Source organism: Ornithinimicrobium carbonis (assembly GCF_050703245.1).
Taxonomy (GTDB): Bacteria; Actinomycetota; Actinomycetes; order Actinomycetales; family Dermatophilaceae; genus Ornithinicoccus.
Window position 1 is genome coordinate 515,867 of record NZ_CP192647.1, and the last position, 13,836, is coordinate 529,702.

A 13,836-nucleotide genomic window follows, 5' to 3' on the forward strand; every position below is an offset into this window, starting at 1 on the left:
GCGTCGCGTCCACGCGGGCCCCGCGAGCCGTCAGCCCCCGCGCGCCGACACCGGGACCCGCCCCGGCGGAACCCCCGTGCCGTCGACCGCGCGGGCCGCCCGGTCCACGAGGGCGACGGCCTCGGCGAGCGTGGCGACCTCGTGGACCCGCATGCCGGGGGGCGGGCTGCCCTCGGTGAGCGACCCGGTGGGGACGACCGCCTCGGTGAACCCGATGCGGGCGGCCTCCGCGAGCCGGCGGGGGAGCCCGGTCACCGGCCGCAGGTCACCGGCCAGCCCGACCTCGCCGACGGCGATGGTGCCGACGGGCAGGGGCAGGTCCACGAGCGCGCCCGTCAGCGCGAGCGCCAGCGCCAGGTCCGCCGAGGGTTCGGTGAGCCGTACCCCGCCGACGGTGGCCGCGTAGCAGTCGTGCCGTCCCAGGGGCACCCCCGCCCGCTGACCGAGCACCGCGAGCACCATGGCCAGCCGGGAGGCGTCCAGCCCGCTGGTGGTCCGTCTCGGCGAACCGGCGGCGGCCTCGCTGACGAGGGCCTGGAGCTCGGCGACGAGGGGCCGGCGCCCCTCCAGGGTGACGGTCACGCACGTGCCCGGGACCGGCCGGTCGCGACTGGTGAGGAACAGCCCGCTGGGGTCGGGGAGCCCGACGATCCCCGAGTCGCCCAGGTCGAAGCAGCCGACCTCGTCGGTGGGACCGAACCGGTTCTTCACGGCCCGTACCAGCCGCAGGCGGGAGTGGCGCTCGCCCTCGAACTGGACCACGACGTCGACGAGGTGCTCCAGCACCCGCGGGCCGGCGATGGAACCGTCCTTGGTCACGTGGCCGATGAGGACGGCCGCGATGCTGCGGGCCTTGGCGACCTGGATCAGGGCAGAGGCCACCTCCCGGACCTGGCCCACGTTGCCGGGGGCGCCGTCGACCTCGGCCGAGGCCACCGTCTGCACCGAGTCGACGACGAGGAGCTCGGGGCCGGTCTGCTCGACCTGCCCCAGCACGGTCGCCAGGTCGGTCTCGGCGGCCAGGAAGAGCGTGTCGGCCAGCGCTCCGATCCGCTCGGCCCGCAGCTTGACCTGGGCCGCGGACTCCTCGCCGGAGACGTAGAGCACCCGCCGGCCGTCCCGGGCCGCCCGGGCGGCGACGTCGAGGGCCAGGGTGGACTTGCCGATCCCCGGCTCGCCGGCCATGAGCACCACCGCCCCGGGGACCAGGCCGCCGCCGAGGACCCGGTCGAACTCGCCCACCCCGGTAGGCCGTGCCCGGGCCGTGCGGGCGTCCACGTCGGCGATCGGGCGCGCCGGGCGCGGCGGGGGCTGGGCGGAGGTGCGCACCGCGGCGGGCGCGCCCTGCTCGACCACCGTCCCCCACGCCTGGCACTCCCCGCACCGGCCGACCCACTTCACCGCCGTCCAGCCGCACTCCGTGCACCGGTACGTCGGTCTGCTCCCGCTCCTGCTCGCCACCCGGCCAGGGTAGGGGGCGGCACCGACAGGCCCGGCCCGGCCGTCCCGGTCGGTCAGCCGGCCGGCGGTCAGCGGGGAGGCGTCCGGCGGCCGCCGCGGCGGTGGCCCCGGCGGTGGCCGGGTGCACGAGCAGGGGCAGGCGACGCCGGTCGTGCTCCGTGCACAGCCGGGCCAGGACGTCGTAGGCCGCCGTCCCCAGGAGCTCCTCCAGCTCCGCCCGCAGCGTGAGCCAGACCGGCTCGGCCGCCGTGTGCGCCTCGGGGGAACCGGTGCAGTACCAGTCCAGGTCGTGGCCCCCCGGGCCCCAGGCGCGCCGGTCGAACTCGCCGATCGTGACCTCCAGGTAGGCCTCGCCGTCGGGCAGCTCGACGTCGCGGTAGGAGCGGCGCACGGGGAGCTGCCAGCACACGTCCGGCTTGGTCGTCAGCGGCTCCACCCCTTCCGCCAGGGCCAGCCCGTGCAGGGCGCAGCCCGGTCCGCCGGGAAAGTCCGGCCCGTTGAGGAAGACGCAGGCACCGTCGACCACCCGGGTGGTCGCGGACCCTCCGTCCCGCACGTGCCAGCCCTCCTCGTGCCGGTCGCGTGCCGCTCCCAGCGCGACGGTCCGAGCCGGTCGACGGCCCTCCCCACCCGCGCGAGGTCGTCGTCGTCGGTGAGGTGGGCGCCCAGGGTGCAGCAGCCGGCGTCCGGCCGGTCGGCCTCGATCCCCGGGCAGCCGCGGCCGAAGATGCAGTTCCAGCGCGAGGTGAGCCAGGTCAGGTCGGCCCGCACCCGCTGGCCCGGCTCGGCCGGGTCCTGGAACTCGGCCCAGGCCCGGGGAGCGTCGAGCGGGGTCTGCGTCACCAGACCAGGGTAGGGGGCAATAATGGCGCTCATGCGCCTCGGAGTCATCGACGTCGGCTCCAACACCGTCCACCTGCTCGTGGTGGACGCGCACCCCGGGGCCCACCCGAGGCCGGACTGGTCCCACAGCGTGCCGCTGCGCCTGGCCGAGCACCTCACGGATGACGGTCTGATCTCCGAGGAGGGCTCCGCGACCCTGTCGCGACTCGTCGTCGACTGCGTGGAGGTCCCGAGAGCCGCGGCGTCTCGCAGGTCATGGCCTTCGCCACGAGCGCGATCCGCGACGCCGCCAACACCGAGGCCGTGCTGGCCCGGGTGGCGTCCGAGTCCGGGGTGGACCTGCAGGTCCTCGACGGCGGCGACGAGGCCAGGGTGACCTTCCTCGCCGTGCGCCGGTGGTTCGGGTGGTCGGCCGGGCGGCTGCTGATGATCGACGTCGGCGGCGGGTCCCTGGAGCTGGCGGCGGGCCTGGACGAGGAGCCCGACGTCGCCGTCTCGCTCCCGCTGGGCGCCGGCCGGCTCACCCGTGAGCTCGCCGGGGACCCGCCCGGGCCCGAGGGGGTGCGGGCCCTGCGCAAGCGGGTCCGCAGCCGCATCGCGACCGTGCAGCCGCAGCTGGACCGCGTCGGCGCCCCCCAGCTGACGGTCGGCACCAGCAAGACGGTCCGCTCGCTCGCGCGAGTGTGCGGCGCGGCGCCCCGAGGCGACGGCCCCTACGTCCCACGGACCCTCACCCTGGCCGACCTCTCCGAGCTGGTCCCGCGGCTGGCCCGCACCACCGCCGTCGAGCGGGCCCAGCTGCCGGGGGTGTCGGCGGCCAGGGCGCCCCAGCTGCTGGCCGGCGCGCTGGTCGTGGAGTCGGCCATGGAGCTGCTCGGCACCGAGTCCCTCACGGTGTGCCCGTGGGCGCTGCGCGAGGGACTGATCCTTCGATTCCTGGACGGACTGCCCGATGACTGAGACCCCGATCCCCGTCCACCTGTCGACCTCCTCGGTCTACCCGGAGAACGCCGCCTACGCCTTCGACGTGGCCCAGCGGCTGGGGTACGACGGCGTCGAGATCATGGTCTGGACCGACCCCGTGACGCAGGAGGCCGGTGCCCTGCGCTCCCTGGCGGAGCTGCACGAGCTGACGGTCGGAGCGATCCACGCGCCCACCCTGCTGCTCTCGCAGCGGCTCTGGGGCTGGGATCCGTGGGGCAAGATCGAGCGGTCCCTGGACCTGGCGGCCGAGGTCGGGGCAGGGTGCGTGGTGGTCCACCCGCCGTTCCGCTGGCAGCGGGGGTACGCCGAGAGCTTCATCGAGGGGGTGGCCCAGCGGCAGGCCAGCTGGGGCGTGAAGCTGGCCGTGGAGAACATGTTCCCCTGGCGCTCCGGCGTCAACGCCATGCAGGCCTACCTGCCCGGACCGGACCCACGGGACTTTCCCTACGGCGACGTCACCCTGGACATCTCCCACGCCGCCACGTCCGGGATCGACCCGCTGGCGCTCGCCCAGGACCTGGGGGACCGGGTGAGCCACCTGCACCTGGGGGACTCCTTCGGCTCGTTCAAGGACGAGCACCTGGTCCCCGGACGGGGCAGCCAGCGCTGCGGCGACGTGCTCGACCACCTCGTGCGCACCGGTTTCGACGGGGTCGTCAGCCTCGAGGTCAGCACCCGCAAGATGCGCACCGACGTCCGCGAGGAGGCGCTGGCCGAGTCCCTCGCCTACGCCCGCCACCACCTGGGTCAGCACCACCTGCCCGGTGCCCGCCCCCTCCCGGCGTAGCCTGTGCCCATGGACCTCGCCGACCTCAACCCGTCCGCGCTGATGCGCCAGACCCTGCTCGGGATGAGCCGCAACGACCAGCTGCGCTCGGTCATCGAGTCGGCCCCCGTGAGCCGCGACGTCGTCCGTCGCTTCGTCGGCGGCGTGACCGACGAGGAGGTGCTGGGCGTGGCCACCGAGCTGGTGGACACCCGCCGCCTGGTCACCATCGACTACCTCGGCGAGGACACGGTCGACCCTGCCATGGCCGAGCACACCCGGGACTCCTACGTGGCGCTCCTGGAGGTCCTGTCCGAGGCCGGGCTCACGGCGGGCGGCACGGTCGAGGTCAGCCTCAAGCTCAGCGCGCTGGGGCAGGCGCTGGGGCGCGACGGCAACGCCATCGCCCTGGAGAACGCCCGGGTGATCTGCCAGGCCGCCGCCAACGCGGGCACGACGGTGACGCTCGACGCGGAGGACCACACCACCACCGACCTGACCCTGTCGGTGCTGTCCGACCTGCGGCAGGACTGGCCCTGGGTGGGGGCCGTCCTGCAGAGCTACCTGTACCGCACGGAGCAGGACTGCCGGGACCTGGCCACCGAGGGCTCGCGGGTCCGGCTCTGCAAGGGCACCTACAAGGAGCCCGAGACCGTGGCCTACCAGGACAAGGCCGAGGTCGACCGCTCGTTCGTCCGTTGCCTGAAGATCCTCATGGAGGGCGAGGGCTACCCGATGGTCGCCTCGCACGACCCCCGGCTGGTGGAGATCGCCACCGTCCTGGCCGACAAGGCCCAGCGCGAGGTGGACACCTACGAGTTCCAGATGCTGCTCGGCATCCGCCCGGAGGAGCAGCTGCGGCTGGCGGCCACCGGCGCGCGGATGCGGGTCTACGTGCCCTACGGGGAGCAGTGGTACGGGTACCTGATGCGGAGGATGGCCGAGCGCCCGGCCAACCTGGGCTTCTTCCTGCGCGGCCTGGCGACGCGGGGCTGAGGGTGGTGGCGACGGGCACCACGGTCGCGCTGCTCGGGGCGGGCGTCATGGGCAGCACGCTGATCGCGGCGCTCGTGCGCTCCGGGCACGACCCGCAGGACCTGGTCGTGGCCGACCGGTGGGCCGAGCGCGCCGCCCAGGTGGCCGCGGACCACGGGACCCGGACCGCAGCGGCCGACGAGGCGGTCGGTCAGGCCGAGGTCGTGGTCCTCGCGGTCAAGCCCCAGGACATGGCGGCCCTGGTCGAGCAGGTCCACGACGAGGTGCGCCCCGGCACGCTGGTGGTCTCCATCGCGGCCGGGATCACCACCGAGTTCCTCGAGCACCACCTGCCCGCGGGCACCTCGGTGGTCCGGGCCATGCCGAACACCCCGGCCCTCGTGGACCAGGGCATGACCGGGATGAGCCCGGGGAGGCACTGCACGACGGCCCAGCTCGACCAGGCCCGCGTCCTGCTGGAGAGCGTCGGCCGGGTCATCGTGCTCGACGAGTCCCACCAGGACGCCGTCACCGCCATCAGCGGCAGCGGACCCGCCTACATCTTCTACGTCGTCGAGGCCATGATCGAGGCGGGCGTCCTGCTGGGCCTGCCCCGGGACACCACGACCGAGCTCGTCGTCCAGACCCTCTACGGTGCGGCGACCATGATCCGCGAGACCGGGACCCACCCGACCGTGCTGCGCGAGCAGGTCTCCAGCCCCGGCGGGACCAGCGTCGCGGCGCTGCGCGCCCTGGAGGACCACAAGGTGCGGGCGGCCTTCCTCACAGCGATGGAGGCCGCCGCGCGGCGTTCCCACGAGCTGTCCCCACCCCCGTCCTGACCGGCTGGGGCGCGGCCTCCGGACACCGCGCGGCCGGCCGGAGTTCACCGGGCACCCCGGCGCCGCGTTCCGCGCGTGTGACAGAGTAGGGCCATGAACGACATCCACGTGCGCGTCCTCGACAAGGACGAATGGGCCGCCTACCGCGACGTCCGTCTGCGAGCGCTGCGTGAGTCACCCGAGGCCTTCGTGGCCTCCGCCGAGGAGGAGGAGGCGTTCGAGGACCAGTACTGGATGGATCGGATGGAGCGCTCCCGCCGCATCCTCGCCGTCGACGGCGACGAGGTCATCGGCGTGGTGAGCGTGGGCACCGGCCACCGCACCAACATCCCCGGTGCGGGCGAGCTGTTCGGCCTGTGGGTGGAGGCTCCCCGACGGGGCTCCGGCGTGGCCCGCAGGCTCATGGAGAAGGCGGCCACCGTCGGCCGGCAGGTCGGTCTGCGCCAGCTGGTCTACTGGGTGGGCACCGACAACGGCCGGGCCGTGGCCTTCGCCTCCAGCTTCGGCTTCCGTCCCACCGACGACCGCCGGCCCATGCGCATCCGCGGCGTCGACGACGAGGACGCGGAGTCCGAGGAGATGATGATGGTCTACCCCCTGAGCGACACCGGCGGGGTGCCCACCTCGCTGTGACCCGGGGGCCCGCGGCGCCCCTCGCGCGGTGGTCTACCGTGGCCCCATGACCGGGTCGTGGGTGATGTGGGACGAGCGCTACACCGCCTACGACTTCGGCCCGGGGCACCCGATGCACCCCTCCCGTCTCGACCTGACCCACCGGCTCTCCTCCGCCCTGGGCCTGCTGGACCACCCCGACGTGGAGGTCCGTCCGGTCCGTGAGGCGACGGCGGCCGAGCTCCTCAGCGTCCACACGCCCGAGCTCGTCGAGGCGGTGCGCGCCGCCTCGGCCGACCCGGGGTCGGCGACCGGCCGGCACGGCGTGGGCACCGAGGACACCCCTGCCTTTTGGGGCATGCACGAGGCCTCGAGCCTGGCCGTGGGGGGCACGGTCGAGGCCTGCGAGGCCGTCTGGGACGGCCGGGCCGGGCGCGCGGTGAACATCGCCGGGGGCCTGCACCACGCCATGCCGGAGGCCTCGAGCGGATTCTGCGTCTACAACGACATCGCCGTCGGCATCCACCGGCTGCTGGACCTGGGCGCGCGCCGGGTCCTCTACCTCGACCTCGACGTGCACCACGGCGACGGCGTCGAGCGCTGCTTCTGGAACGACGACCGGGTCATGACCCTGTCCGTCCACGAGACCGGCCGGGCCCTGTTCCCGGGCACCGGCTTCCCCGGGGACACCGGCGGGGCGAAGGCCCAGGACACCGCGGTCAACGTGGCCCTGCCGCCCGGCACGGGCGACGAGGGGTGGTTGCGCGCCTACCGGGCGGTGGTCCCGCCGGTGGTGGCCGCCTTCGGACCGGACGTCGTCGTGAGCCAGCACGGTTGCGACGCGCACTTCTCCGACCCTCTGGCCCACCTGACCGTGACCGTGGACGCGATGGCGGTGGCCGCGGGGTGGGTCCGCGAGCTGGCCGAGGAGGCCGCGGGGGGCCGGTGGGTGGCCCTGGGCGGGGGCGGGTACGAGCTCGTCGACGTGGTGCCGCGGGCGTGGACGCACCTGGTGGGGGTGGTGACCGGGCGACCGGTGGACCCCTCGACACCGGTCCCCGAGTCCTGGCGCCAGCACGTGCTCGAGGTCTACGGCCGCGAGGCACCGGCCCTCATGGGCGACCGAGGGGGGCGCCCCATCCGCTACGGTGAGTGGTCCGACGGCTACGACCCCGAGGATCCCGTCGACTCGGCGATCATGGCGACCCGCCGGGCCGTCTTCCCCGGCTGGGGCCTGGACCCCTACTTCGACTGAGCTCGCGCATCACACGCGTGTCATCCGTCCCGTCCCGCGTGTCGCGCTGGACACCGTGGGCCCCGGACTTCCCCTGCACCCACATCTGCCCCTAGGGTGTCTTCGACAGCACACGTGGAGGCGGGCCGGAGGGGAAGCCGCGACCGTTCCCCACGTCTATACCGAAGAGACAGGGATACGTCCTATGGCTGAAGAGCGTCAGCTCGCCGAGATGACGTTCATGACCGTGGCCGAGGTGGCCGCAGTGATGCGCGTGTCGAAGATGACGGTGTACCGACTGGTGCACTCCGGCGAACTCCCCGCCGTGCGGGTGGGACGGTCCTTCCGGGTCCCCGAGAAGGCGGTGCACGACTACCTGCGGGAGTCCTACCACGGCACCGCCTGAGTCCCCGTCGCCGCGAGGGCCGGGCGGAGCGTGCAGACCCTGGGGCCGGACCTCCGTTTTGGGGGTGGCGTCGACGCCGCGATAGGCTGGGGCGGTTCGTCGTGCGGGTGAGCGTGGCAGGAATGCCGCCGGCCGGTGCCGGTGCCGCGTCCCTGACCGGTCGCCCCGCGCGACGCCGAGGCACGACCTGACCATCGAGACGAAGGACGGCCCATGGGCTCTGTGATCAAGAAGCGCCGCAAGCGGATGGCGAAGAAGAAGCACCGCAAGCTGCTGCGCAAGACGCGTCACCAGCGTCGCAACAAGAAGTGATCCCTGGTCACGACCCCCGCGGTCGTGACCTCGGGACCGACGACGGCGCCGCCCCCGGGTGGCGCCGTCGTGCTGTGCCGAGAGGAGCAGGTATGCCGTGGGGGCGCACCCGGGTCCCGCGTGTGGAGGTGGTCTCCCGCGAGGGCTGCCACCTCTGCGAGGAGATGGTCGCGCTGGTGCGGCGGGTGGCCGGGGCGGACGTCCCCGTCCAGGTGCGCGACCTGGACGCCGACGACGTCCCGGCTGAGCTGCGGGAGCGGTGGTCCACCCTCGTGCCGGTCCTGCTGGTGGACGGCGCCGAGGTGGCCCGGTGGCGGGTCGACGAGCGCACCCTCCGGTCGGCCCTCCGGGTGCCGGGGCGGGTCCCGTCGGTCCGCGTTTTGGTCCAGCGGTGGCGACGACCCTAGAGTGAGGGGGTCCTCGTCGAGCGCCGGCGTGGGTCTGATATAAGGCCCCGGCTCGACGTCAGCTGATCCGAGAGGAGCCGGTCCGCCCATGATGGCCGAGTCCACCCGACGTGGGGTTCCGGAGGCCACCGTCGGGCGACTGCCCGGTTACCTGCGGGCGCTCACCGCCCTCGCCGAGGAGGGACGGGTCTCGGCCTCCAGCGAGGAGCTCGCCGGTCGCAGCGGGGTGCGGTCGGCGCAGGTGCGCAAGGACCTCTCCAGCCTCGGCTCCTACGGCGTGCGTGGCGTGGGCTACGACGTGACCCGCCTCTCCGACCAGATCGCGGCCGAGCTCGGCCTGAGCCGCACCCGGCCCGTCGTCATCGTGGGGATGGGCAACCTCGGCCGGGCGCTGGCGTCCTACGGTGGACTGACCACGCGGGGCTTCCACGTGGCGGCGCTCGTGGACACCGACCCCGCCGTGCTCGGGCTCCGGGTCGACGGACTCGTCGTCACCACCATGGCCGACCTGGACGAGGACTCGACCCGGGCCGGTGTCGGGGTGATCGCCACCCCCGCGGCCGCCGCCCAGGGCGTGGCCGACGAGCTGGTCGGGCGAGGGGTGCGCTCGATCCTCAACTTCGCCCCGGTGGTCCTGCGGGTGCCCGCCACGGTCCACGTGCGCGCGGTGGACCTGGCCACCGAGCTGGCGATCCTGGCCTTCCACGAGCACCAGCAGGCGCTGGCCCACGCGGACGGCGAGGCGGCAGGATGAGCGTCCTCGTCGTCGGCCTCTCGCACCGCACGGCGCCCATGGAGCTGCTCGAGCGGGCGGCGGTGGGGGTCGACGGGGCCCGTGACCTCGCCGCGCGGGTGAGCTCCGGCGAGCACGTGGAGGAGACCCTCGTGCTCGCCACCTGCAACCGGCTCGAGGTCGTCGTCGAGGCCGGGACCTTCCACGGGGCGCTCACCGAGGTCGGTGAGCGCCTGTGCGACCTGACCGGGATCCCCCGGGAGGAGCTCAACCCCCATCTCTACGTCCACTACGACGAACGCGCGGTCAGCCATCTCTTCGCGGTCGCCTGCGGCCTGGACTCGATGGCGGTCGGGGAGAGCCAGATCCTGGGCCAGCTGCGGGAGGCGCTGGCCCTGGCCCAGCAGGACGGACGGCTGGGCCCGGTCCTCAACCCGCTCGTGCAGCAGGCGCTGCGGGTCGGCAAGCGCGCCCACACCGAGACCGCCATCGACGAGGTGTCGCGCTCCCTGGTCGGCGTCGGGCTGGACCTGGCCGGGTCGGTCCTGCCCGACCTGACCGCGGCCCGCGCCGTCGTCGTCGGTGCCGGAGCCATGTCCGGTCTCGCCGTGGCCACCCTGGCCCGCGCGGGGGTGCGCGACCTGACCGTGGTCAACCGCACGGCCGAGCGGGCCGCGCGCCTGGCCGACGAGCACGGGGCGGGGACCGGTGACTGGGTCGACGTCGTCGGCCTGGCCGCCGGCGCCGACCTCGTGGTGACCTGCACGGGAGCGGTCGGCCACGTGCTCGAGGGCGCCACCCTCGGTCCGGCCCGGGAACGGGCCGGCCGGGGCTCGGCCCCCACGGTGGTGCTGGACCTGGCCCTGCCGCGGGACGTCGACCCGGCCGTCGCCGCGCTGCCGGGTCTGCACCTGTGGGGTCTGGCCGACCTCCAGGAGGCCATGGTCGCCGAGACCGCCGAGACCGCCGAGACCGTCGGGAGCGCCGGCAGCGCCACGACCGCCGGGAGCGTCGAGACCGCCGGCAGCGCCGCGACCGCCGCGTCGCCGTCCCGGGCGGGGAGCGTCGCTCGGAACGACGATCCGGCCGGTCCGCCGCCCGGAGGCCCCCGCCGCGGCGCCGACGGCCAGGACGTCGTGGAGGAGGTGCGCGACCTGGTCACCGCCGAGGTGGCGGCCTACCTGACCGAACGACGGGCCGCCCGGCTCGGCCCGACCCTGGCGGCCCTGCGCGCCCGGGCCGCCAGGGTCGTGGACCAGGAGATGGTGCGCCTGGACCAGCGGGTCCCCCACCTGGCCGACCACGAGCGGGTCGAGGTCCGGCGCACCGTGGAACGGGTCGTCGACAAGCTTCTGCACACGCCGTCGGTGCGGGTCAAGCAGCTGCAGCACGACGGCGAGCCGGCCGACTACGGCCAGGCGCTGCGCGAGCTGTTCGACCTCGACCCGGCCGAGCCGGCCGCGGTGCGCACCGCTCCTCCGGAGGTGGCCAGCGCTCCGCTGGGCATGCTCGCGACCGCCGTCCGTCCGGCCGCGGGGCCGGTCGCGGAGGGAGGCGCCGGCGCATGACCTCCCCCGGACCGGGCACCGACGCCCCGACCCGCCCGCTGCGCCTGGGCACCCGGGCCAGCGCCCTGGCCACGAGCCAGTCGGGCTGGGTGGCCGACCGGGTGCGGGCCGCGGGTGCGCCCGTCGAGCTGGTGCACGTGCGCACCGAGGGCGACGTCTCACGGGCCAGCCTGCGCCAGATCGGCGGGACCGGAGTCTTCGCGTCCGCCCTGCGGGAGGCTCTGCGCGAGAACAGGATCGACCTGGCCGTCCACTCGCTGAAGGACCTGCCCACCGCGCCCGAAGAGGGTCTGGTCGTGGCCGCCGTCCCCGAGCGGGAGGACCCGCGCGACGCCCTGGTGGCGCGCGACGGGCTCTCCCTGGAGGACCTGCCAGCCGGCGCCTCCGTGGGGACCGGGTCCCCGCGGCGGGCCGCCCAGCTGGCGCTGGTGCGCCCGGACCTGGACGTGCGCGACATCCGCGGCAACGTGGGGACCCGGATCGACCTCGTCCGCAGCGGCGAGCTCGACGCCGTCGTGCTGGCCTGCGCCGGCCTCTCCCGGCTGGGCCGCCTCGACGAGGCGACCGACCGGCTGGACCCCGAGGTCATGCTCCCCGCCGCGGGGCAGGGCGCCCTCGCGGTGGAGTGCCGCGAGGACGACGCGCACCTCGTGGCCTTCCTCCGCGACGTCCTCGAGGACGCGCCCACCCGGGCCGCCGTCACCGCCGAACGGGCGGTCCTGTCCCGCCTCGAGGCCGGCTGCACCGCGCCGGTCGGCGCCCTCGCCCGGGCCGACGCCGACGGCGTGCTGGCCCTCACCGCCTTCGTGGCACTGCGGGAGGACCCGCAGCGCCACGCAGAGACCGGGTCCGACCCGGTCGCCCTCGGCCACGCGGTGGCCGACCGCCTGTTGTCCCGTCCCGACCCCCTGGTCGTCGGCAGCGAGGACGCTGCCGCCACGGGGTCCCTCCTCCCGGAGCGTGAGAAGTGAGCACCGACGCCGCCCCGATCGACACCGCCGCCGAGACGCGACCAGCCGCCTGCGGCCGGGTCGCCTTCGTCGGTGCCGGACCGGGAGACCCCGGTCTGCTCACCGTGCGGGCCCGCGACTACCTGGCCGCCGCCGACGTCGTGGTCCTGGACACGGGTCGGCAGGCGGAGCAGCTGGCCGCCTGGACCCGGGACGACGTGGAGCTCGTCGTCGCCGACGGCGAGGACGGCCCGGCGGCCACCGAGGGGGCCCGGTGCGCGCTGCTCGTGCGCACGGCCAGCGCCTTCGACGGCCCCTCCCACCTGGTCGTCCGCCTCATGGACGGGGACCCCAGCGCCTTCAGCGGGCTGGCGGCCGAGGCGCTCGCCTGCCGGGACGCCGGCGTGCCGTTCGAGATCGTCCCCGGGGTGAGCACCGCCTGGTCGGTGCCCGCCTACGCCGGGGTGCCGCTGACCACCCACGAGGGCAGCGGCGAGCTGCACATGATCACCGCCGGCGAGCCCGGCGTCGACTGGTCGCTGTCCGCGCGGGACGACATCACCGTCGTCGTGCTCGGGTCCGGAGACCCGCTGCGCGAGGCCCTGCAGGGTCTGCTCGACGCCGGTCGTCCGCAGGACAGCCCGGTGGCCCTCACCGAGCACGGCACGACGACCACCCAGCACACCAAGGTCACCACCCTCGTCGAGGCCGTCGAGGCCCTGGAGAAGGGCTGCCCGGACTGTCCCGACGCCTCGGTCGCGGTCGTCGGGCACCAGGTCGAGCTGCGCGCCGAGCTGTCGTGGTACGAGACCAAGCCGCTGTTCGGCTGGTCGATCCTCGTGCCGCGCACCAAGGAGCAGTCGCTGTCGATGACCGAACGGATCGCCGCCTACGGAGCCACGTCCGCGGTGGTGCCGACGATCAGCGTGGAGCCGCCGCGCGCACCCCCCAGCAGATGGACCGCGCGGTCAAGGGTCTGGTGACCGGCCGCTACGAGTGGATCGGGTTCACCTCCGTCAACGCGGTCAGGGCGGTGCGGGAGAAGTTCGAGGCGCTGGGCCTGGACGCCCGCGCCTTCGCCGGGCTCAAGATCGCCGCCGTGGGCGGGGTCACCGCAGCCGCCCTGCGCGAGTGGGGGCTGGAGCCGGACCTGGTGCCCGAGGAGGAGCAGTCGGCGGTCGGCCTGCTCGAGGTGTGGCCGCCCTACGACGACGTGCTGGACCCGATCAACCGGGTGTTCCTGCCCCGTGCGGACATCGCCACCGAGACCCTCGTGGCGGGGTTGCAGGAGGCCGGCTGGGAGGTGGACGACGTCACCGCCTACCGGACCGTGCGGGCCGCGCCGCCGCCCGCCCCCGTGCGGGAGTCGATCAAGGGGGGAGCCTTCGACGCGGTCTGCTTCACCTCCTCCTCCACCGTGCGCAACCTCGTGGGCATCGCCGGCAAGCCGCACCCCAGCACCGTGGTGGCGTGCATCGGCCCGGCCACGGCGCGGACGGCGGAGGAGCACGGGCTGCGCGTCGACGTCGTGGCGCCGGAGCCCAGCGCGACCGTGCTCGTCGACGCCCTCGCCCAGCACGCCCGGGAGACGGCCGCCCGGGCCCGGGCGGAGGGTCAGCCGGTGCTGCGCCCCAGCCAGCGTCGCACCGCCGGGCGCCGTTCCCGGTCCCGCCGGTGACCTCGCCGGCCCGGCGGAGCGGTCCATCGCGGCCGTATGAACGCCCCCGTCGCCTGCGGACGACC

14 protein-coding genes and 1 pseudogene are annotated in these 13,836 nt (G+C 74.9%); 13 read left to right on the forward strand and 2 right to left on the reverse strand.

Annotation, left to right across the window (positions count from 1 at the left end):
• Positions 1-30: 30 nt before the first annotated feature.
• Together radA and ACQ95T_RS02620 are read right to left on the reverse strand one after the other, a co-directional pair.
• A complete protein-coding gene (gene radA, locus ACQ95T_RS02615; protein ID WP_425939127.1) occupies positions 31-1,461 on the reverse strand; it encodes a DNA repair protein RadA in 1,431 nt (476 codons plus the stop codon).
• Between the two features lie 423 nt (positions 1,462-1,884).
• Entirely contained in the window at positions 1,885-2,304 is a 420-nt protein-coding gene (locus tag ACQ95T_RS02620; RefSeq protein WP_431473498.1) for a hypothetical protein, read from the reverse strand.
• 255 nt (positions 2,305-2,559) lie between these two features.
• On the opposite strand from ACQ95T_RS02620, the gene ACQ95T_RS02625 reads away from it, so the two are divergent.
• From ACQ95T_RS02625 to ACQ95T_RS02685, 13 genes and pseudogenes are all read left to right on the forward strand, one after another.
• Entirely contained in the window at positions 2,560-3,264 is a 705-nt protein-coding gene (locus tag ACQ95T_RS02625; protein WP_431473499.1) for a Ppx/GppA phosphatase family protein, read from the forward strand.
• The gene (locus tag ACQ95T_RS02630; protein WP_425939130.1) at positions 3,257-4,075 is read left to right on the forward strand and encodes a sugar phosphate isomerase/epimerase family protein; all 819 of its coding nucleotides are present in this window, start codon (positions 3,257-3,259) and stop codon (positions 4,073-4,075) included. The genes ACQ95T_RS02625 and ACQ95T_RS02630 overlap by 8 nt, the downstream gene beginning before the upstream one ends.
• 9 nt (positions 4,076-4,084) lie before the next feature.
• On the forward strand, positions 4,085-5,050 hold the full coding sequence (locus ACQ95T_RS02635; protein WP_425939132.1) for a proline dehydrogenase family protein: 966 nt from the start codon (positions 4,085-4,087) through the stop codon (positions 5,048-5,050).
• A 47-nt stretch (positions 5,051-5,097) separates the two neighbouring features.
• Entirely contained in the window at positions 5,098-5,871 is a 774-nt protein-coding gene (proC, locus tag ACQ95T_RS02640; protein WP_431473893.1) for a pyrroline-5-carboxylate reductase, read from the forward strand.
• 93 nt (positions 5,872-5,964) lie between these two features.
• Positions 5,965-6,504: a GNAT family N-acetyltransferase gene (locus tag ACQ95T_RS02645; RefSeq protein WP_425939135.1), complete on the forward strand. Its 540-nt coding sequence runs from the start codon at positions 5,965-5,967 to the stop codon at positions 6,502-6,504.
• A 46-nt stretch (positions 6,505-6,550) separates the two neighbouring features.
• On the forward strand, positions 6,551-7,738 hold the full coding sequence (locus tag ACQ95T_RS02650) for an acetoin utilization protein AcuC (protein WP_425939137.1): 1,188 nt from the start codon (positions 6,551-6,553) through the stop codon (positions 7,736-7,738).
• Positions 7,739-7,922: 184 nt separating this feature from the next.
• On the forward strand, positions 7,923-8,123 hold the full coding sequence (locus ACQ95T_RS02655) for a helix-turn-helix domain-containing protein (protein ID WP_425939139.1): 201 nt from the start codon (positions 7,923-7,925) through the stop codon (positions 8,121-8,123).
• 213 nt (positions 8,124-8,336) lie between these two features.
• The gene (locus ACQ95T_RS02660; RefSeq protein ID WP_003792170.1) at positions 8,337-8,435 is read left to right on the forward strand and encodes a 30S ribosomal protein bS22; all 99 of its coding nucleotides are present in this window, start codon (positions 8,337-8,339) and stop codon (positions 8,433-8,435) included.
• Positions 8,436-8,527: 92 nt separating this feature from the next.
• Complete coding sequence (locus ACQ95T_RS02665; protein ID WP_425939142.1) at positions 8,528-8,842, forward strand: glutaredoxin family protein; 315 nt, start codon at positions 8,528-8,530, stop codon at positions 8,840-8,842.
• Between the two features lie 91 nt (positions 8,843-8,933).
• Positions 8,934-9,596 carry a redox-sensing transcriptional repressor Rex gene (locus tag ACQ95T_RS02670; protein WP_425940014.1) on the forward strand — a complete coding sequence of 221 codons (663 nt, stop codon included), beginning with the start codon at positions 8,934-8,936 and terminating at the stop codon, positions 9,594-9,596.
• Positions 9,593-11,143: a glutamyl-tRNA reductase gene (gene hemA, locus ACQ95T_RS02675; RefSeq protein WP_425939144.1), complete on the forward strand. Its 1,551-nt coding sequence runs from the start codon at positions 9,593-9,595 to the stop codon at positions 11,141-11,143. Before ACQ95T_RS02670 ends, hemA begins: the two co-directional genes overlap by 4 nt.
• A complete protein-coding gene (gene hemC / locus ACQ95T_RS02680) occupies positions 11,140-12,114 on the forward strand; it encodes a hydroxymethylbilane synthase (RefSeq protein WP_425939146.1) in 975 nt (324 codons plus the stop codon). The genes hemA and hemC overlap by 4 nt, the downstream gene beginning before the upstream one ends.
• Positions 12,111-13,771, forward strand: a pseudogene (locus ACQ95T_RS02685) (uroporphyrinogen-III synthase). The gene hemC and the pseudogene ACQ95T_RS02685 overlap by 4 nt, the downstream one beginning before the upstream one ends.
• The last annotated feature ends 65 nt before the right edge of the window (positions 13,772-13,836 follow it).

Excerpts from the sequence above, each read along its gene's own strand:
- ACQ95T_RS02625 (WP_431473499.1), top strand. The coding sequence starts at position 2,560 with ATGGCCTTCGCCACGAGCGCGATCCGCGACGCCGCCAACACCGAGGCC.
- ACQ95T_RS02630 (WP_425939130.1), top strand. The coding sequence starts at position 3,257 with ATGACTGAGACCCCGATCCCCGTCCACCTGTCGACCTCCTCGGTCTAC.
- ACQ95T_RS02635 (WP_425939132.1), top strand. The coding sequence starts at position 4,085 with ATGGACCTCGCCGACCTCAACCCGTCCGCGCTGATGCGCCAGACCCTG.
- proC (WP_431473893.1), top strand. The coding sequence starts at position 5,098 with ATGGGCAGCACGCTGATCGCGGCGCTCGTGCGCTCCGGGCACGACCCG.
- ACQ95T_RS02645 (WP_425939135.1), top strand. The coding sequence starts at position 5,965 with ATGAACGACATCCACGTGCGCGTCCTCGACAAGGACGAATGGGCCGCC.
- ACQ95T_RS02650 (WP_425939137.1), top strand. The coding sequence starts at position 6,551 with ATGACCGGGTCGTGGGTGATGTGGGACGAGCGCTACACCGCCTACGAC.
- ACQ95T_RS02655 (WP_425939139.1), top strand. The coding sequence starts at position 7,923 with ATGGCTGAAGAGCGTCAGCTCGCCGAGATGACGTTCATGACCGTGGCC.
- ACQ95T_RS02660 (WP_003792170.1), top strand. The coding sequence starts at position 8,337 with ATGGGCTCTGTGATCAAGAAGCGCCGCAAGCGGATGGCGAAGAAGAAG.
- ACQ95T_RS02665 (WP_425939142.1), top strand. The coding sequence starts at position 8,528 with ATGCCGTGGGGGCGCACCCGGGTCCCGCGTGTGGAGGTGGTCTCCCGC.
- ACQ95T_RS02670 (WP_425940014.1), top strand. The coding sequence starts at position 8,934 with ATGGCCGAGTCCACCCGACGTGGGGTTCCGGAGGCCACCGTCGGGCGA.
- hemA (WP_425939144.1), top strand. The coding sequence starts at position 9,593 with ATGAGCGTCCTCGTCGTCGGCCTCTCGCACCGCACGGCGCCCATGGAG.
- hemC (WP_425939146.1), top strand. The coding sequence starts at position 11,140 with ATGACCTCCCCCGGACCGGGCACCGACGCCCCGACCCGCCCGCTGCGC.